Source organism: Candidatus Sphingomonas phytovorans, from assembly GCA_029202385.1.
GTDB classification, from domain to species: domain Bacteria; phylum Pseudomonadota; class Alphaproteobacteria; order Sphingomonadales; family Sphingomonadaceae; genus Sphingomonas; species Sphingomonas phytovorans.
The window spans coordinates 1,787,118-1,805,954 of sequence record CP119314.1 but is presented as its reverse complement, the minus strand read 5'-3'; the positions used below and the strand labels follow the sequence as shown (position 1 = coordinate 1,805,954).

The 18,837-nt window shown below is 63.9% G+C and carries 15 protein-coding genes and 1 tRNA gene; 13 read left to right on the top strand and 3 right to left on the bottom strand.

The genetic code is table 11. The annotated features are described in order from the left end of the window. Positions 1 to 25 precede the first annotated feature (25 nt). From P0Y59_08290 to P0Y59_08270, 5 genes are all read left to right on the top strand, one after another. Positions 26 to 319, top strand: a complete 294-nt coding sequence (locus tag P0Y59_08290) for an AbrB/MazE/SpoVT family DNA-binding domain-containing protein (protein ID WEK01657.1) — start codon at positions 26 to 28, stop codon at positions 317 to 319. Next, complete coding sequence (locus P0Y59_08285; GenBank protein WEK01656.1) at positions 316 to 729, top strand: type II toxin-antitoxin system VapC family toxin; 414 nt, start codon at positions 316 to 318, stop codon at positions 727 to 729. The genes P0Y59_08290 and P0Y59_08285 overlap by 4 nt, the downstream gene beginning before the upstream one ends. Then, positions 722 to 2,197, top strand: a complete 1,476-nt coding sequence (gene gatB, locus P0Y59_08280; GenBank protein WEK01655.1) for an Asp-tRNA(Asn)/Glu-tRNA(Gln) amidotransferase subunit GatB — start codon at positions 722 to 724, stop codon at positions 2,195 to 2,197. Before P0Y59_08285 ends, gatB begins: the two co-directional genes overlap by 8 nt. Before the next feature lie 151 nt (positions 2,198 to 2,348). Next, positions 2,349 to 2,690: a hypothetical protein gene (locus tag P0Y59_08275; GenBank protein ID WEK01654.1), complete on the top strand. Its 342-nt coding sequence runs from the start codon at positions 2,349 to 2,351 to the stop codon at positions 2,688 to 2,690. Beyond that, positions 2,687 to 3,496: a hypothetical protein gene (locus P0Y59_08270; GenBank protein WEK01653.1), complete on the top strand. Its 810-nt coding sequence runs from the start codon at positions 2,687 to 2,689 to the stop codon at positions 3,494 to 3,496. The genes P0Y59_08275 and P0Y59_08270 overlap by 4 nt, the downstream gene beginning before the upstream one ends. Before the next feature lie 298 nt (positions 3,497 to 3,794). Here P0Y59_08270 and P0Y59_08265 read toward each other — a convergent pair whose 3' ends face one another. Further along, positions 3,795 to 3,980: a hypothetical protein gene (locus tag P0Y59_08265; GenBank protein WEK01652.1), complete on the bottom strand. Its 186-nt coding sequence runs from the start codon at positions 3,978 to 3,980 to the stop codon at positions 3,795 to 3,797. A gap of 95 nt (positions 3,981 to 4,075) precedes the next feature. Here P0Y59_08265 and P0Y59_08260 point away from each other — a divergent pair. Both P0Y59_08260 and tig read left to right on the top strand, forming a co-directional pair. After that, positions 4,076 to 4,160: transfer RNA gene (locus tag P0Y59_08260), tRNA-Leu, on the top strand. Between the two features lie 78 nt (positions 4,161 to 4,238). Further along, positions 4,239 to 5,876, top strand: a complete 1,638-nt coding sequence (gene tig, locus P0Y59_08255) for a trigger factor (protein ID WEK01651.1) — start codon at positions 4,239 to 4,241, stop codon at positions 5,874 to 5,876. Between the two features lie 60 nt (positions 5,877 to 5,936). On the opposite strand, the gene P0Y59_08250 is transcribed toward tig, so the two are convergent. Next, positions 5,937 to 6,521, bottom strand: coding sequence for a DUF4328 domain-containing protein (locus P0Y59_08250; GenBank protein WEK01650.1), 585 nt, complete (start codon positions 6,519 to 6,521; stop codon positions 5,937 to 5,939). A gap of 104 nt (positions 6,522 to 6,625) precedes the next feature. Between P0Y59_08250 and P0Y59_08245 the strand changes: the two genes are divergently transcribed. The 5 genes from P0Y59_08245 (at position 6,626) to P0Y59_08225 (ending at position 12,130) form a co-directional block, all read left to right on the top strand. Further along, the gene (locus tag P0Y59_08245; GenBank protein ID WEK01649.1) at positions 6,626 to 7,564 is read left to right on the top strand and encodes a glycosyltransferase family 2 protein; all 939 of its coding nucleotides are present in this window, start codon (positions 6,626 to 6,628) and stop codon (positions 7,562 to 7,564) included. Positions 7,565 to 7,641: 77 nt separating this feature from the next. Beyond that, complete coding sequence (locus tag P0Y59_08240; protein ID WEK01648.1) at positions 7,642 to 8,343, top strand: ATP-dependent Clp protease proteolytic subunit; 702 nt, start codon at positions 7,642 to 7,644, stop codon at positions 8,341 to 8,343. 116 nt (positions 8,344 to 8,459) lie between these two features. Beyond that, positions 8,460 to 9,728, top strand: a complete 1,269-nt coding sequence (clpX, locus tag P0Y59_08235; GenBank protein ID WEK01647.1) for an ATP-dependent Clp protease ATP-binding subunit ClpX — start codon at positions 8,460 to 8,462, stop codon at positions 9,726 to 9,728. A gap of 157 nt (positions 9,729 to 9,885) precedes the next feature. Further along, on the top strand, positions 9,886 to 10,485 hold the full coding sequence (locus P0Y59_08230) for a GNAT family N-acetyltransferase (GenBank protein ID WEK01646.1): 600 nt from the start codon (positions 9,886 to 9,888) through the stop codon (positions 10,483 to 10,485). 124 nt (positions 10,486 to 10,609) lie between these two features. Next, positions 10,610 to 12,130 (top strand): M20/M25/M40 family metallo-hydrolase, encoded by a 1,521-nt coding sequence (locus P0Y59_08225; protein ID WEK01645.1) that lies wholly within the window; start codon positions 10,610 to 10,612, stop codon positions 12,128 to 12,130. A gap of 98 nt (positions 12,131 to 12,228) precedes the next feature. Here P0Y59_08225 and P0Y59_08220 read toward each other — a convergent pair whose 3' ends face one another. Next, on the bottom strand, positions 12,229 to 18,150 hold the full coding sequence (locus tag P0Y59_08220) for an autotransporter outer membrane beta-barrel domain-containing protein (GenBank protein WEK01644.1): 5,922 nt from the start codon (positions 18,148 to 18,150) through the stop codon (positions 12,229 to 12,231). A 172-nt stretch (positions 18,151 to 18,322) separates the two neighbouring features. On the opposite strand from P0Y59_08220, the gene P0Y59_08215 reads away from it, so the two are divergent. Continuing rightward, positions 18,323 to 18,805, top strand: a complete 483-nt coding sequence (locus tag P0Y59_08215; protein WEK01643.1) for a lipocalin-like domain-containing protein — start codon at positions 18,323 to 18,325, stop codon at positions 18,803 to 18,805. Positions 18,806 to 18,837 lie beyond the last annotated feature (32 nt).

Here is an 18,837-nt window from a genome sequence, read left to right as displayed (position 1 = left end):
ACCGGAAAAGGGTAATACTTCGCGCATGAGCAAACAGAGCAACCTCACCGTCAAGGGCCAGGTGACGATCCCGAAGGACGTTCGCGATGCGCTCGGGCTCAAGCCGGGCGAGCCAGTCGAATTCGACTGGAACAAGGAGGGTGAGGCGATCATCCGCAAGGGCGTGCGGCCCGACGATTACGACAAAAGATATCAGGCTGCTTTGGTGAACCTGGATCGTGTTCGCGAGAAGTACAAACATCTGCAGACCGGGCAGGACACGGATGCCTATATGGCGGAGGTTCGTGAACCCGTGCCCGATCCTTTGCACGACGCATGATTTTCGTTGACAGCAATGTCGTCATTGACCTGCTTGAAGAGAACTCGGCCTGGTCTGAGTGGTCGCGTGGTGAGGTTTTGAAAGGGGTCGCAGCGGACAAATTGATGGCGAACCTGGTCGTCCTCGCCGAGTGCGCGGGGCATTTCGGCGATCTGGAGGAAGGGCTGTGCTATTTTGAAGACGTGCGGATTGAATTGATGGAGATTCCCGCCGCCGCTGCTTTTCGTGCAGGGGCGGCGCACAAGCTTTATCGCCGGTCCGGCGGGCAGCAGCGATCCATCCTGGCGGACTTTCTCATCGGCGCGCATGCTTCTGCACTTGGCGCGCGGCTCCTGACGCGCGACAGGCAACGCTTCGTTTCCTATTTTCCCGAACTCACCCTCATCACACCCGAGACTGACAATGGCTGAAGCAGACACCTACCGCATCCGTGGCGCCACCGGCGACTGGGAGGTCGTGATCGGCCTCGAAGTCCATGCCCAGGTGACCTCCAACGCCAAGCTCTTCTCGGGCGCGGCGACCGCGTTCGGCGCCGAGCCCAACACGCAGGTGTCGCTGGTCGATGCGGCGATGCCGGGCATGCTGCCGGTGCCGAATCGCGAGTGCATCCGCCAGGCGGTGCGCACCGGCATGGCGATCGATGCAGCGATCAACAAATGGTCGCGGTTCGACCGCAAGAATTATTTCTACGCCGATCTGCCGCAGGGCTATCAGATCAGCCAACTCTATCACCCGCTGGTGGGCGAGGGGAAAATTGCGATCAGCCTTGACGAGAAGGATCCCGACGCAGCGACCAAGGAAATCGGCGTCGAGCGAATCCATGTCGAGCAGGATGCCGGCAAGCTGATGCACGACCAGCATCCGACTCAGAGCTATGTCGACCTCAACCGTTCGGGCGTGGCATTGATGGAGATCGTCAGTCGCCCCGACATGACATCGCCGGCCGAAGCGGGCGCGTATCTACGCAAGCTCAGGTCGATCCTGCGCTATGTCGGCTCGTGCGACGGCAATATGGAAGAAGGCTCGATGCGCGCGGACGTGAACGTCAGCGTCCGCAAGCCGGGCGACCCGCTCGGTACGCGGACCGAGACGAAGAACGTCAACTCGGTCCGTTTCGTGATGGCTGTGGTCGAGCAGGAAGCGCTTCGCCAGGTCACGGCGCTTGAGGCCGGCGAACGGATTGTCCAGGAAACGCGGCTCTACGATCCCGACAGGAACGAGACTCGGTCGATGCGCTCCAAAGAGGATGCGCACGACTATCGTTACTTCCCTGATCCCGACCTGCTGCCGCTCGAACTCGACGATGCGTTTCTGGAGGAATGCCGCGCGAGCCTGCCGGAACTGCCCGACGCCAAGCGCCGCCGCTACGAGTCGCTGGGTATCACGCCGTACAATGCCGCGGTGCTGACCGCCGAGGTCGAGGCCGCGCGCTGGTTCGACACATTGCTCGACGCCGGCGCGAAGCCGGTCGCCGGCGCGAACTGGGTGACGTCGGAACTGTTCGGTGCGCTCAACCGGATCGGCAAGGGTATCGAGGAATCGCCGGTCGGCCCGACCCAGGCGGCCGAACTGCTCGGCCTCGTCGCCGACGGCACGTTGTCAGGCACGCTGGCCAAGCAGGTGTTCGAGATCATGCTCGAAACCGGGCAGGGCGCGGGCATAGTCGTCGAGGAGCGCGGGCTCAAGCAGACCAGCGACACCGGCGCGATCGAGAAGGTGATCGCCGACGTGATGGCCGCGAACGAGGACAAGGTCGCTGAGTACCGCTCGGGCAAGGACAAGTTGTTCGGCTTCTTCGTCGGTCAGACGATGAAGGCGATGGGCGGCAAGGCCAATCCCGGGGTGGTCAATGACCTGCTGAAAAAGCTGCTTGCCTGATCTCGACTGCCCACGATAGGTTATCGAAAGAATAACCGGGGGGTATTAGATGTTACGATTGACGTGGGCCGCGTTTGCGGCAGCGGTTTTGCTCGCGGGTCCTGCATCTGCAGCCGACAAGGAGCAGGGGGACGACACTAGCAAGTTCTTCATGTTCTATGGCGACGGCGTGTCGGCCGACATCGTCCGCGCTGACCTGACCTATTGCATGGCTCTTTCCGGCCGGGCGGGACCAGCGCCGAGAGGCACTCGCTACTCGACCGTGATGGGTGGCGGGCTGCTGGCCGGTATCATGGATGCGATCGCGATGAGTGTGGAACAACGTCGTCGTCGTGATTCATCGATGCGCAACTGCATGGCGATGCACGGCTACACCCGCTATTATGTGCCCGAAGAGGATTGGAACAGGATTGTTCGCGGCGACGGCGCGATCGACCGCATGGTCGCTTACATGACTGGCCCTGTTCCCTCCACGCGAAAGCTTGCGAAATGAGCCGCCTTCTCCTTTCCGCGCTGGCGGTTGCCGCGTTTGTCGTTCCCGCCACCGCAAATGCCGCGAAGCAGATCAAGAACAAGGCGCCGATCCTGATCGACGCGCGTCTCGGCTATCTATTGGCCCGTGTGGGGCCGGCCCTTTCCGACAAGGGAGTCGCTCCCACGGTTGTAGTGACTCGCATCGATCCGGTCAGGGGCATGCTGCGGACGGCCTACAAAAAGGATGCGAATCCGTTGCCGAAGGGTGAGGATGTCGCGGCCCTGATCGGCGGTGCGCGGCCCTTCGGGACGGTTCCGATATCCCAGGGAGAGGCTGGCGTGTTTCTGACGTCGCTCACGCCCGGCGAATATGTGATCGCCGGCACCGAATCGACCTGCTTTTGCATGGGGAGCTACCGCTTTACGGTTCGCGCGGGTGAGATCACCGATATCGGCACAATCCTCACCATCCTGCCGAACGAGGCGACTACGATTCCTGAATTTGCGGGGCAGCAGGTCTCGGAGGACCTCGCTGAAAAACCTTACACGATGCCGGACCTGATGGTCGTCCACGCGGCAACCGAGACCGATCAGGTACCGGCGATGCTGGCGTCGTTCCCGCGCGCACGGGCCGAGTTGACTTATACCCGCTTTGACAATGCCTCTGGTTGGATGGTGAGCCGGATGACGGGATTGCCCCAGATGGAGCATGAGACGGCGGAAGCGGCCGCAGCGGTTACCAATCCCAACGTGCCCATGGGCACGCCGGGCAATCGCTGGCCGGATGTCGCCGAGAAGTCCGAAAAGGCGACTGCGGCCAAATAAGTGGGCAAAGACCCGCGGTTGCAACGCAACCGCGGGTCACCCGATTTACCCGTACGATTATTGCGCATCACCGTCCTCGGTACCGATCACGCTGCCCGTGCAGTCGATACTGACCGGCCGCCGGCGGATATCCGGCGGATATGTAGCTATCCGCGTCGGGCGTGTCGCGCCTTCGCTGGGCTTTATCGCGTTCCTTGCTGGCCTCGATGATTCCTTCGGAATCGCTGCGATTGGCACAATCCAAGCCAGGCAAACTGAGCCAGGCAACTGGGATCGCGATCGATCATAGCTTTCCTTTTCAGTGAAAATTCACCTCACCGACCGGCTGGCCGGGGGCAGGGGCGGGTGGCGCCGGATCGCCGCCCGGTTGTGGCGCGGGTACATCGATATCGGGGGCGACGGGCGACACTTCCGGCGGGGGCGCGGCGGGCTGCGCCGGCGTGCTCGGTTCGGGCGGCAATTCGGGCGGCGGCGTGGTGGCCATCGGCTTTCTCCTCCGCCATGTAACGCACTTGCATCGCGCCGGGTTGCTACGCCCGTGCGAGTTGCTATAGACCCCGCCGACCGAAGGTGTCCCATGCGGGCGTGGCGGAACTGGTAGACGCGCCTGGTTTAGGTCCAGGTATCGCAAGATGTGGGGGTTCGAGTCCCTTCGCCCGCACCAGTCTCGTCGCGCTGGGCGAGGGGTGCCGCAACAGTGATTCCCTGAAAAGGCCCAGAGCTAAAAAAGGCAAGTGTTGAAATGCAGACTGTCGAGACGTTGAACGAGGGCCTGAAGCGCGCCTACACGCTGAAGATCACGGCGAAGGACATCGATTCGAAGGTCGATGCCGAGCTGAAGCGCGTCGCGCCGCAGGTGCGCATGCCCGGCTTCCGCCCCGGCAAGGTGCCCGCCAACCTGGTCCGCAAGATGCACGGCCCCGCGCTGATGCAGGATGCGCTCAACAGCTCGATCCAGGAAGGCGTGCAGACGCTCCTCGCCGAGCAGAAGCTGCGCCCGGCGATCCAGCCTTCGGTCAGCCTCGACGAGGGCTATGAGCTTGGCCAGGATGCCGAGGTCAAGGTCGAGCTGGAAGTGCTCCCCGATGTGCCGACCCCGTCGATCGAGCATCTGAAGCTCGAGCGGCTGACCGTGCCGGCCGATGACGCCGCCCTCCAGGAGCAGCTCCAGAAGTTCGCTGACCAGCAGAAGCGCTGGGACGATGCCAAAGCGACTTACAAGGCAAAGACGGGCGACCTCGTCGTCATGGACTTTGTCGGCAAGGTCGACGGCGTGGCGTTCGACGGCGGCACCGGCACCGACATGTCGGTCGAACTGGGTTCGGGCCGGCTGATCCCGGGCTTCGAGGACCAGGTCGTCGGCGTGAAGACCGGTGACGAGCGTCAGATCGAAGTGACCTTCCCGGCTGACTATCAGGCCAAGGATCTGGCCGACAAGGCCGCGACCTTCGATCTGACGATCAAGGCAGTGAAGACCGCGGGCGAGACGAAGATCGACGACGAACTGGCGGTGTCGCTCGGTCTCAAGGACCTGGATCAGCTCAAGGAACTGCTCAAGGGCCAGATCGAGCAGGAACTGAACCAGCTCACCCGTACCCACATGAAGCGTAAGCTGCTCGACCAGCTCGCCGAGGGCCATGATTTCCCGGTCCCGCCGTCGATGGTCGAGGCCGAGTTCGCCCAGATCTGGCAGCAGCTCGAGCATGAGGCGACTCACGAAGCCGATCCCGAGGCAGCCATCGCCGAGATGGAAGCGGAGCGCGCCGATTATCAGGCGATCGCCGAGCGGCGCGTGCGCCTGGGTCTGCTCCTGTCGGAGATCGGCCAGGCCAATGGCGTCGAGGTCAGCCAGCAGGAAATGAACCGCCTGATCGCGCAGGCCGCGTCGCAATACGGCCCCGAGGATCGCACCCGCTTCATCGAATATGTCCGCTCCGAGCCGATGGCCGCAGCCCAGCTGCGCGCACCGCTCTATGAGGACAAGGTGGTCGACTGGCTGTTCGAAAAGGCCGACATCAGCGATCGCGAAGTGACCCGCGAGGCGCTTGAAGAAGCGATCGAATCCGAGGACGGTTTCGCCAGCGGCACGCATCATCACGATCATGACCACGACCATGATCATGACCACAAGCCGAAGAAGAAAGCCGCCGCCAAGAAGGCGGAGCCCGCAGAAGATGCTTCCGCCGAGGAAGCGAAGCCGGCGAAGAAGGCGGCTGCCAAGAAGGCTGAGCCTGCTGCGGAAACGGCTGAAGAACCGGTGAAGAAGCCTGCTGCCAAGAAGGCGGCCAAGCCTGCGGCTGACGCTGAGGAAGCGCCGGCCGAGGAAGCCGCGCCTGCCAAGAAGCCGGCGGCGAAGAAAGCTCCCGCGAAGAAGGACTGAACTCGTTCAAGGACGTCGCTGCCGACCGGCAGTGACGTCCCCGTGCGACGCGCTCTTTGATCAGGCGAAGACTTCGTTCAGATTCGATCCGTCGAGCTTGGTCTGCCCCAGGGCAATTCCGCGAATCAGCATAATCGCCACAGGCGCCAGCACGATGTTGACGACGCTGTCTGTCCATAGCCCCAATGTGCCGGGGCCGGTCACTGCATTCGCGACCCAGGCAACCACACCGGCGAGCAGCCACAAAGCCCACCATATCGCGACCAGGCTGTCGTTCGTGTCGTAGGGATAGACGCCGCGGCTCACATTCCACAACTCGCGCATTCCCTGAAACGGCTTGAACAGGCACGCGACCGGCACCACGAACCACCAGATTCGTGACCATGGTGTGAATTCGAGATCCTCGAAGCCGGCCGCGATGAGATTGTTGCCGGCCACAAGGATCAAGCGGCAGAACACGATCATTGTCACGATCTTGAACAGAAACGCGGCGATATCCACCCCGGTGGCGATCGGTGTAACGAATTGCTGGAAGAGCTCCGGTGTCATCTTCGCGCCAATCAGGATCGCCGGGTTCCACAACGCGTCGACCACGATCATCACAGTCAGAATGGCCGTCAGCGGCCGCAGGTCCCGAATTTCCATCGATATTCCCCCTATTCCCCGGTGCAGACCATCCCGCGTCCGACGGAAACCGTCAAACCACAAAAAGGGTCGAACCCGGGCGAATTCACCCCTATGGCGGGAGTATGACGTCGAGCATTGCTGTCCTGCTGCCCTGTTACAATGAAGAAGCCGCCATCGCGCAGACGGTGGCGGGGTTCCGTGCCGCGCTGCCGGACGCAACCATCTATGTTTACGACAACAACAGTCGCGACCGCACGGTCGAGGTCGCGCGTGCCGCCGGGGCGATCGTCCGGACCGAGCGTATCCAGGGCAAGGGCAATGTCGTCCGCCGCATGTTCGCCGACGTCGATGCCGATATCTATGTCATGGCGGATGGCGATGCGACCTATGACTCGGCTTCGGCCCCGGCGCTGGTTGCGCGGGTGCTCGACGAGCAACTCGACATGGTCGTGGGCGCTCGAGTCACCCAGGCGGATGCGGCGTACCGACGCGGGCACAAGATGGGCAACGCGCTGCTGACGGGCATGCTCGCGCGGCTGTTCGGGCGCAGCTTCACCGATATCCTGTCCGGCTACCGTGTCTTTTCCCGCCGATTCGTAAAGAGCTTCCCGGTGCTGTCGTCAGGTTTCGAGATCGAGACCGAGATCAGCGTCCATGCGCTAGAACTGAAGATGCCGGTCGCTGAGATCGAGACGCCCTATTTCGCCCGGCCCGAGGGCTCCGAATCGAAGCTGAGCACGTACAGCGACGGTTTCCGTATCCTGCGCACGATCCTCCAGCTCTACCGGATCGAGCGGCCCGTGCTGTTCTTCGGCAGCATCGGCGCGGCGCTGGCCGGCATCGCGGTGATTCTCGCGGTGCCGCTGATCATCACCTATATGCACACCCGCCTGGTGCCGCGTTTCCCCACCGCGGTGCTGGTGACGGGGCTGATGATTCTCGCCTCGCTCAACCTGTTCGCCGGACTTATCCTCGATACGGTGGTGCGCGGGCGGCGCGAGGTGCGGCGTCTGGCCTATCTGGCGCATCGCGCGCCGGGTGGGGAGGATCGGCGAGCCTGACGGCACGGGGGTTGAACTCGTTTCCGCCAGCGCCGATGTAAGGCATCTACTGGGGCATAAGGATTCAAAGGTACACTATGCATAACCCGTTCGAGACCGGCGACTTCATGCGTCCGCTCACTTCCAATGGTTTCACCGCGCAGGCGCCGCAGGGTGGCCTCGTTCCGATCGTGATCGAGCAGTCCAATCGCGGCGAGCGCAGTTTCGACATCTATTCGCGCCTGCTGCGCGAGCGCATCATCTTCGTCACCGGCGGGGTCGAGGACCATATGGCATCGGTCATCAGCGCCCAACTGCTCTTTCTGGAGTCAGAGAACCCCAAGAAGGACATCTTCATGTACATCAACTCGCCGGGCGGCGTCGTCACGGCGGGCATGGCGATCCATGACACCATGCAATATATCCGTCCGCGCGTGGGCACGGTCTGCATGGGCCAGGCCGCCTCGATGGGCAGCTTCCTGCTCGCGGCGGGCGAGCCCGGCATGCGCGTGGCGCTGACCAATGCGCGGATCATGATCCACCAGCCGTCCGGCGGCGCGCAGGGCATGGCAAGCGACATCGAGATCCAGGCGCGCGAGATCCTGCGTATCCGGCACCGGATGAACGAGCTCTACGCTCAGTACACCGGCAAGCCGATCGGCGAGATCGAGCATGCGATGGATCGCGACAAGTTCCTGTCGGCCGATGAAGCCAAGGAATTCGGCCTGATCGACGAGGTGTTCGACAAGCGTCCGGCGATCGCCGACGAATCGGCTACTCCGGTCCTGCCGGCGTCCTGATCTGATTTCCGTCGCCTTAACTCCGGGGCGATATAGTGATTGTAGAAGATAAGGGGACCGGTCTAACATGGTCTCCCCGCACGAACGCGCTATGTACCGCGCGAAGGATGGATTGAATGACGAAGCTCAGCGGCGGCGACTCGAAGAGCACGCTCTATTGCTCGTTCTGCGGCAAGTCGCAGCACGAGGTGCGGAAGCTCATCGCCGGGCCGACCGTTTTCATCTGCGATGAATGCGTCGAGCTCTGCAATGACATCATCCGCGAGGAGACCAAATCAGCGCTCGTCTCGAAGAAGGACGGGGGCGTGCCCACGCCGCAGGAGATCTGCGACGTGCTCGACGACTATGTCATCGGGCAGAAGCGCGCCAAGCGGGTCCTCTCGGTTGCCGTGCACAATCACTACAAGCGCCTCAACCACGGCCAGAAGGGCGCGGACGTCGAGCTTGCGAAGTCGAACATCCTGCTCGTCGGGCCGACCGGCTGCGGCAAGACCTTGCTTGCCCAGACGCTGGCGCGAATCCTCGACGTGCCCTTCACCATGGCCGATGCGACCACGCTGACCGAGGCGGGCTATGTCGGCGAGGATGTCGAGAACATCATCCTCAAGCTGCTCCAGGCGTCCGACTACAATGTCGAGCGGGCGCAGCGCGGGATCGTCTATATCGACGAGATCGACAAGATCAGCCGCAAGGCCGAGAATCCCTCGATCACGCGGGACGTGTCGGGCGAGGGCGTTCAGCAGGCGCTGCTCAAGCTGATGGAGGGCACCACTGCCTCGGTCCCGCCGCAGGGCGGGCGGAAACATCCGCAGCAGGAATTCCTGCAGGTCGACACGACGAACATCCTGTTCATCTGCGGCGGTGCGTTCAGCGGCCTCGAAAAGATCATCGGCGACCGCCTCCAGGGCAAGTCGATCGGGTTCGGCGCTTATGTCGCTTCGCCCGAGGAACGCCGTACCGGCGAAACGCTGAAGGCGGTCGAGCCCGAGGATCTGCTCAAGTTCGGCCTGATCCCCGAATTCGTCGGCCGTCTGCCGGTGATCGCCACGCTCGAGGATCTCGACGTGCCGGCGCTGGTGACGATCCTGACCGAGCCGAAGAACGCCCTGGTCAAGCAGTATCAGAAGCTGTTCGACATGGAGGAGGTGAAGCTCGGCTTCACCGACGACGCGCTGGTAACGGTCGCCAAGAAGGCGATCGATCGCAAGACCGGTGCGCGCGGCTTGCGCTCGATCCTGGAAGGCATCCTGCTCGACACCATGTTCGATTTGCCGGGCATGGATTCGGTCGACGAGGTGATGATCGACAAGGACGTAATCGAGGGCCGCAAGGAACCGATCCGCGTCTATGCCAAGAAGGACAAGGCGGGCGCCGGCGCCGCGTGATCCAATCTTCCTCTCCCCTTGTGGGAGATGAGCATTGGGCAGCGATGGGAAGGGTGGGGAGGGCACTCGTTGACGTTCCGGACCTCGCTCCCCCCATCCGATGGTTCGCGCCACCTTTTCCCGCGAGGGGAGAAGGATATAATAGTTACGCAGCGGCGTGACTGAATTCGGGAATCCTGTCCGGCTCGCCGATATCGGTGATCGCATTGCCATCGGGGCAATGCTCGCCCGGGCCTTTGCCGACGATCCGGCCACCAGCTTCATCTTTCCCGATGCCGAGGAGCGCGCGAAGCGCCTGCCGCGCCTGTTCGCCTTGCTGTTCGACGAGGATGCGCGCGGCATGCGGGTGATGACTCAGGGCGGCGAGGCGGCGGCCTTGTGGCGCGGGCCGGGCCAGAACCACACCAGCATTCTCGACATGCTGCTCCAGGCCTGGCCGATGTGGCTGATCTTCGGCGGCGCGCTCGGCCGCGCGCTGGCGGTATCGAACGCGATCGACGCGCACTTCCCGACCGGCGATTACTGGTACCTCCATATCGCCGGCTGCGATCCGGCGGCGCAGGGCAGGGGACTTGGCGGCGCCGTCATCCGGTCGGCGCTTGATCGGGTCGCAGGCAGCGGCCTGCCGGCCTATCTGGAAACGGCGACGCCGCGGAACCTGAGTTTTTACCGTGGGCTTGGTTTCGAGGTGACGGCCGAGTGGAGCGTGCCGAAGGGCGGCCCGCTCTTCTGGTCGATGATGCGCTCGGCGCGCTAACCGTGAGGCCCACAAGGGCTCCGTGGCTCCATTCGTTGAATCATTGCGCGCCACATGGCGGCTGCGCTTGACCTCGCGCGCTTCGCCGACTTTGATGCGGCATCAGCTTTCCGGGGGATGATCAATGGACGAGTTTTCGACGACCAGGCGCGCATTGCTGCAGGGTGCCGCCGCCGGGGCGATGACGCTGGCGCCGGGTGTGGCGCTGGCGGCGCGGGCTGACGACATGGCCGCCATTCGCCGCGCCGTCGAGCAGGGGCATGACGCCTCCGTCGCCCGAATCCAGGAATGGATCCGCAACCCGACCATTGCGGCCGAGCGGTTCAAGGTGGCGGAGGGCGTTGCCCATATGTCGAAGCTGGCGCAGGAGGCCGGCTTCCAGAAGATACGCACGGTGCCCACCGGGGGCGTGCCCGCCGTGTTCGCGACGCTTGATGTCGGCGCGCCCAAATGGCTCGGCATCTACTTCATGTACGACGTGAAGCAGTTCGACCCGGCCGAATGGTCGGTGCCGCCGCTCGAGGGGCGGCTGGTCGACCGGCCGGGTGTTGGCAAGGTCATCATGGGCCGCGGCGCGGTCAACCAGAAGGGCCCCGAAGGCGCGTTCCTCGCGGCGCTTCACGCGTTCAGGGCGTCGGGCCGCAAGCTGCCGGTCAACCTCGCGCTGATCGCTGAAGGGGAGGAGGAGATCGCCTCGCCCAATTTCCTCACCGCGATCCGTGATCCCGATGTGCTGGCGACGATGAAGAAATGCGTCGGTGTGATCATTCCCTCGGCCGGCCAGGCGCCCGCCGGTAACGCGACCATCTCGCTCGGCGCCAAGGGCGCGGTCGAGATGGAGATCGTGTCGGACAGCGCGAGCTGGGGCCGGGGGCCAGCGAAGGACCTACATTCGAGCCAGTTCGCCCGGGTGGACAGCCCGGCCTGGCGGCTGGTGCAGGCGCTCAACACCCTGATGGCGCCGGATGGCCATACCCCGGCGGTGGAGGGATTCCTCGATCGGGTCGAACCGCTCAGCACCCGGCAGAAGGCGCTGATCGCTGAAAGCGCGCGCACGAATAGCGAGGCCGATGCCAAGAAGGTGATGGGGGTCCAGCACTGGATCAACGACGAGACCTGGGAGCAGTCGCTCGAACGCCTCGCGTCGCAGCCGACGATCAACATCCAGGGGCTGGTCAGCGGCTATACCGGTGAAGGCGGCAAGACCGTCCTCCCGCACCGGGCCGTGGCCAAGGTCGAACTGCGGCTGGTGCCCGACATGACGAAGGACGACAGTGTCGCCAAGTTGAAGGCGCATCTGGTCAAGAAGGGCTTCCCCGATATCGAGGTGAATGTGACGGGCGGCTATGGTCCGACACAGACGCCGGAGGAATCGGGGCTGATCAAGGCGCACAAGGCAGTTCTGACCCGAGCGCAGATTCCCTATGCCCTGTCAGTGCGCAGCGCCGGATCATGGCCCGGCGTGGTGTTCACCGGCGATCCGCTGCGGTTGCCGGCGGCGCAGTTCGGCATCGGCAACGGCAATGGTGCGCACGCGCCCGACGAATATTTCGTCATCGAGCCAACCAATCCCGAGGTCGCCAACCTGACTCAGCAGACCATGGCCTATGTCGACCTGATGTACGAGATCGCTGCCCAGGGCTGAGCAGGGCGGGGTCGGATCGGCGTGCAAAAGACGGGCGAGGGCCGTGCCGAAGAGGCCGCCCTTCCGGTCGACCGGAAGGGCGGCATGGGAGCGTCAGCTTAGAAGGCCATCCGGAACCCGGCGCTTACGCCGCCGCGGTGATCGGCATTCCCGCTCTCCCCCTTCAGCGCACCGAACAACACAAACTTTTCCGAGACACGGACATCGGCGCCGGCCGTGGCCGTGACGAGCAGGGGCGCGCGCGGTACGCCGGCCGCCACCAAGCCGTAGCCGCCCCCACCCAGCGCCGCGATCGCGTCAAGCGTGCGCCCCGTTGCCTGGTAGCGCAGCCCCAGCGACAGGTAGGGGCGCACCCTGGCTTCGCTGCGCATGTCCCTGCTGAACGTCAGAGCACCGTCGACGAACACTGCGTTGTCGCGTGCGCGCGCGACATTGAGCGCGTAAACGCTGCCGCCGGTTTCCATCACACGATCGCGGACCACCTGGATGACGGTCGCGCCGAGGCCGGGGCGCACCATCCAGCCATGTCCGACCGGCACCGCATAATCGACGTTGAGATCTCCGGTCCAGGTGCGAAGGTCGTATTCGCCACGGGCCGAGCCGCCCGGTAGCGTGCGCCTGGTATCGGCGCTGCCACCGTCATAGGCGATCGTCGCCTTGACGCCGAGCCGCCCGTCAGTCCAGCGTCCGTGCACGCCCGCGACCACACTGTCGACCGTGCTGCGCGCGCCGCGTTCGGCGAGATTTTCGCGGCTGGTGAGATATCCGATGAAGCCGCCGATCGCCCAGTCGGTGCTCCCCCAGCCGACCCCGCCCAGAAAGCCGTAGCCATTGATCTGCGCGCGCGAGGCCCCCTGCGTGCCGCCACTGAGCGTTCGAAAATTCCCGAGCGTGCTGCCGAAACTGAAGAGCCCGGGCGAATCACGAAGCGTACCAAATGCCTGCGACCGTCCGGCATCGGCGAGTTCCAGTCCCTGCTCGACCGCAACCTGACCGACCGACGCATAGGCCTCCGGAGTGAGTTGCGCGAAGGCGCTGGAATTCGCCAGGCCAGCCGCATTCGTCAGTTGCGGCGCAGCGGCTACGAAGGCCGTGGATGCCCGGCCGCTGATCAGGAGGTCATTGACATAGCCGACGGCGCGTTGCGCCTGCGGGGAGAGGGTCACGTCGCCGAGGAACAGGCCAAGCAGCGTCAGCCTGCCGCCCTGAATGGAGACATATCCGGCCAGCGAGGAGGATTTGACGACGCCGCCATAGCTGCCGGAAATGCCGCCGCTCGCCACGATCAGGTCGAGCGACTTGCCGGGCGTCAGCGGCCGGTCGGCTGCGAGTTGCAGCGTCGCGCCCGGCGCAATGGAGACGGCGCCATTGACGACCAGCTTGTCGGTCACGGCCGGCGTAATCTCGAACAGCGACACCGAACTGGCGGCAAGCGCTACATTGCCGTTCACGGTCATTGTCCCCGGCGAGGCGCCGGGGCTGAGCGTGCCGGCCACCGCGATATTGCCGTTCACCGTGCCGGCGGAGCCGAAGGTAGCGCCAGCGCCGACATTGATCGTCGGCGCGCCGATGGTCGAGCCGGCCAGCCCGATCAAGCGTCCCCCGCTGAGCGTGACGTCGCCGAGCGAGGCAGTGCCCGAGATGGTCGCGAGCCCCGAAGCCATCCGCAGCGCCTCGATGTTGGTGATGCTGCCTAGCGCCACCGGTGCGGCCGAACTGCCCCCCATGATATCGATGCTGTCATTGCCGGCTCCGCCATCGATGAGGCCGGTGATCGCACCACCGCGCAGGGTCAGCCGGTCATCGCCGGCACCGAGCGACACCGCCCCCTTGATCACGCCGCTATTGTCGATGGAGTCGTTGCCCGCCCCCAGGACGATATCGCCGATGATGGTGCCGGTGTTGACGATCATGTTGTTGAATGAATCGTAGGTCTGGATCGCCACGCTCGAGGTGCTGCCTGACGCGGCGATCGTGCCGGCGTTGGTGAGGTTCAGGGGGCTGTCGGTGGTGACCAGCGCAAAGGCGCGGGCACCGGTGGCGCTGATGGTGCCGCCAGCGGCATTGGTGATCGTGCCGGTCTGCCCCGCGCCGCTAGTGAACAACGCGATGATCGGCGCCGTGCCGGAGCCCTCCGATGGCGTCTGGCTGGCGCTGATCGTGCCGCTGTTGGTGATCGCGTAGCTGAGTGGCTGTCGAGTCTCTCCTGTGTGGAGATGGAGGCCGTAGGCACTGGAAGTCGACTGTGCGGCGATCGTGCCTGTGTTCGCTATCCGGATGGTGCCGCCATCGCTTTGGCCGAAAGGCACGATCTCGAGATAGGCGGCCGCGGTGTCGCTGTTGCTGGTGATTGTACCGCTGTTGGTGAAATTCATCGCGAGCGGCGACGTGTTGGCCCGGTATATTACGGCCATAAGTCCCCTGCCGACGATCTGCCCGCTATTCCCGATCGTCATGGCATTGGCGGCGTATAGCCGAACTGTTGGACCATCTGTCACGGTCGATCCGATCGATGCGATCGTACCGCTATTGGTGAAACCGAGCGTCGTACGGCCGAACAGCGACACCACCGGCTCATAGCTGTAGACATAGCTGTTAGCTGTCGAGGTGATCGCACCGCTGTTGGTGAAGAGCGACGTTGAACCAGATACGCCCCCTCGCACCGAGCCGTTATTCGTCAGCGACGCCAGCGTCTGCTCGGCTGGAAACAGCGAACCGTAAGGAATCGAACTGGGCGGAAAATCTGGCAGATTGGTCGTCAGGCTACCGGTGATCGCCGCCTGGTTGACGACGCTGCCGTTACCGGTCGCGTATAGAGTACCGCCGAAGGTGCCGGTGGCGGTGGCCGTGACGACAGTCTCCTCGCCGTCGGCCTGGACCAATGCGTGCTGGAAATTGCGGACTCCCGCCGGGTCGATCGAGACGGTGCCGCTGCTGGTCAACACACGACCGTATACGTTGTTGCCGCCGCCTCCATCGACCACGCCCGAGACGCCGAGCGTGCTGCCAGTCTGAAGCAGCAGGTCGGAGCCGTCGCCGAATAGCAGATCGCCCGTGACCGTGCCGCCGGCGGCGATGAAGACGCTGCTTGCCAGCGACCGCTGCGGCGCACCGTTATAATAGGGGTAGCCATAGCCGAGATCCACGGTGCCGTTCACCGTGCCGGCATTGACGAAGTGGCCCGAATACAGGCGCACCGCCGTCCCACCAGTCCCGGTGATGGCCCCGCCGGTGGCGTTGAGGATCATGGCGCTTGCGGATGTATCGCTGCCGCCGATCGCGATCCCGCCGGTGCTTTCCATTATGCCGGAATTGATGATCCGGTTATAGTTGTAAGCGCTGATCGCGTTGCCGCCAACGCTGATCGTCCCACGATTGTCCAGCGATATGGAACCGGTGAGGCCCGTAGCCTTGGCCCCCCCACTGATCTGGGTGATCGTGCCAGTGTTGACGACGCTGGTGCCGTGAATGGCGCCCGAGATGCCGGTGCCGCCATCAAGCAGGATCGCGCCAGCATTGGTAATGGCCGCCCCGCCGCTGATGCCGACCGTATAGGCGGAGGCATTGCGATCGGTGACGGCGATTGTCCCGAGATTGGTAAAGCTGTCGCCCTCGCCGAGGCTGACCGCAGAACCAGAATAGATGGTACTGCCGACCGCCCGCGTAACGGTTATCGTGCCACGGCTGGTGATCGACAAAGCGCTGGCACCGGCTCCGTAGTTGCTCTTGTCCGCCAGTGTGCCGACGACGGCGAGAGCCGGTGTCGCTGTCGTGGTGGTCAGGTTTGCATTCAGGTCGACCGTGCCGGTGCCGGCCAGCGCGACGCTGTTGGTGAAGGTACCGGGCGCGGTCAGCGTCAGATGCGCCCCGTTCGTCATCTCGTAGGTCGCGTTCGAAAAAGAGCCGATCGGGCCGAGCGTTGCCGCCTGAGTGCCGGTCACGCGCAACCGCAACAGCGCGCCGTTTGCCGCCGTTACGGTACCCGTGATGCCGGCGAACTGGCCGGGGCCGGTGTTGACGAGATCGGTAAACAGGGTCGCACCCGCACCCAGCACGAGATCGCCGTTGAGGACACCGCCGTTCAGGGAGATATAACGCTGGCCGTTATATCCACCGAAGTCAGCCGAATTGAGCGTCAGCGCGACGGTGCCGTTGATCGTTCCTGCATTGATGACCGACGTGACGAAAGAGTTTCCGGAAATAGCACGGCCGCCATTGCCGACAACGCCGCCGGCGTTGTTGTACAGCGTGCTGTAGGCGTCGAGCTGCACCGCAGTGCCTCCGCTGTTCGTCGCCTTCACAGTCCCGGTGTTGATGAGATCGGCGCCAAGCTGGACTCCGACCGTCGCACCCTGGATCGTGCCGCTGTTGCGGGACGTAGTGCCCTGGCTGCCCCGCAGCAGTACGCCGATGCCGTTTGTGGACCGGATCACACCAGTCTCGGCATTGGTCAGGGTGTTCCCGTCGGCGACTACAGCCGTGCCGCTGGTCGTGATCGTGCCCGAGTTGATGATACTGCCGTTGCTGCGCACGCCAGCGCCGGCTGAGGTGATCGATCCGCTGTTCGTAAACCGGGTGTATTGTGCGCCGACAACCGCGTTGAGGGTGGACGACGCAGTATGAATGCTCCCCTCGTTGATGACCTGCTGAAGGGCGGGCGAAGTGACACCGTTCAACGTGAATGCCGTGCCTGCGCTTGTTATCGCCGCCCGGTTTACAAGCGTTCCCGAACCGGCGACCTGTATATTGGTGGGGGCAACGAAGCCGGTGCCCAGCGTGGTGGTGACGCCTTGGTCCGTAGCGATCGCGAACTGCTGGAACCCGGCTAGCAATGTCACCGGGGTATTGATCGTTGTATCGGTGCTGACGGCAAGCTGTTCCGTGTTGATACCTGCACCGGCGTTGATCGTGCCGGTGATTCCCGTGATAGGCGCGGGGACCCCGCCATAGCGGACGACCAGCGTATCGTTGCCGGCCCCAAACGCGACCGAGCCGTTGATGCGGCCAAGCGAGGAATCGACGGTGCTACCAGAATTGCCGGTTACTACATTGCCCGTGATGATACCGCGATTGACGAGATTAACGCCGTTCGATCCTTCGATCGCAGTCGTGCCGGCACTGCTGATCTGGCCTCCGGCCAGGTTCTGAATATTGAGGAATGCGGAAGAGACCGCCGCGCCGGCGCCGGTATTCGCTATGACGCCACCGTTCGTCAGCGTCGCGAAATTAGCACCGGCGATCGCCGCAGCAGCGCCGTTCGACCGGATTGTGCCACTATTCACCCATGCGCCCGGGTGGATCGTGTAGGGGTAGTCCGTGCCCGCATTTCCCGATGTGACTGCGCTGGAGTTGCCGCCGTCGATCAGGCCGGCATTGTTCAGCGTGCCGACTGGGCCAACGACGCTACCGGAGATCACGCCGGTCGCGCCGTTGATGATCGAATCGAAAGCCGAATAAGGGGACGGGTAGCCACCCACCATAGTGACCACGTCGCCGCGCAATGCGACTCCGCTCGATCCCGTGATGGTGCCGGCATTGTCGATGGTCGCGATCAACTGCGCATAAACGTTCCCGCCACTTCGGCCCATGGCGAGCGCGGTCGAACCCGACACTGACCCACCTTCCTGCACGGTGAGTGCGAGGCGCGTCGTGCTGCCATTGTAGATTGCGGACTCCCCGGTGAGCAATGCGATACCGGCCTGACTCCCGCCGGTTATCTGCCCCGCGACGATGATCTTTTCGACGATCGGGCTGACCGTATTCGGCACCTCGACCGTCACCGCCGGCGCGCCGGTGTTGGATACGCTCGCGCCGTCGGCCACGGTCAGCGTGGTGTCCGGCGTCGTCACCGTGATACCGTTGGTGTCGATGCCGGTGCACGTCGTCGTGCCGTTCGCGACTGTCGGATCGGGTGCACATTGCGCCCATGCCGGCGAGGCTGTGGCAGCGCCAAGCGCCAGCACGCTCGCGCCAAGCCAAAAGGACCGGCGGCGCACGCCGGCCACATCACGATCAATCATTCTACCCCCCGGTTGTTACGGCGCAAGCGCGGGTGGCGGGTTGCCGGGGAAGGTCACGATTGTCCAGGGGATTCCAGGAGTCTGCGTGGGATAGCGGTATCCCTCATTTGCTACTCGCGATATCCGCGCAGGCAGACAGATATCGGCCTGCGCCAACCGAAGGAGAGAAGCATTGAAAAGGTCGCTCGTTCAGATGGCCGCAATGGCGGCGCTGGCGATGATGCCGGCGGGTGTGACCGGGGCGGCGCCAAATCCGCTGGTCGGTGCATGGGCCGTCGATCGCTTTGTCGACATGCCCGAGGGAGAAAAGCCGGTTTACCCGTTTGGCGAAAAGCCGGTCGGGCTGTTCATCTTCACCGCCGACGGGCATTTTTCGTTCAACGTGATGGGTGCTCCGGGCGGCGGGGATGCGTCGGGCGGCCGCGTCGGCTGGACACCCGCCTCGTACGTTTCCTATTTCGGCACCTATCGATACGATCCGGCCGGCTCAAGCTGGACCGCGCAGGTCATGGGGGGAAATGTTCCGGGCTATACCGGCACCAGCCAGACGCGTGGCTTCAAGCTGGTCGGCAAGGTGCTGACGATCTCGGCGACCGCCCAGGAGAATGGGCGCACGATCAGGGTCGAGCGGGTGCTTCACAAAATCGATCGCTGATTCCACGACGGCGCGGACATTCTTCGGCCTCG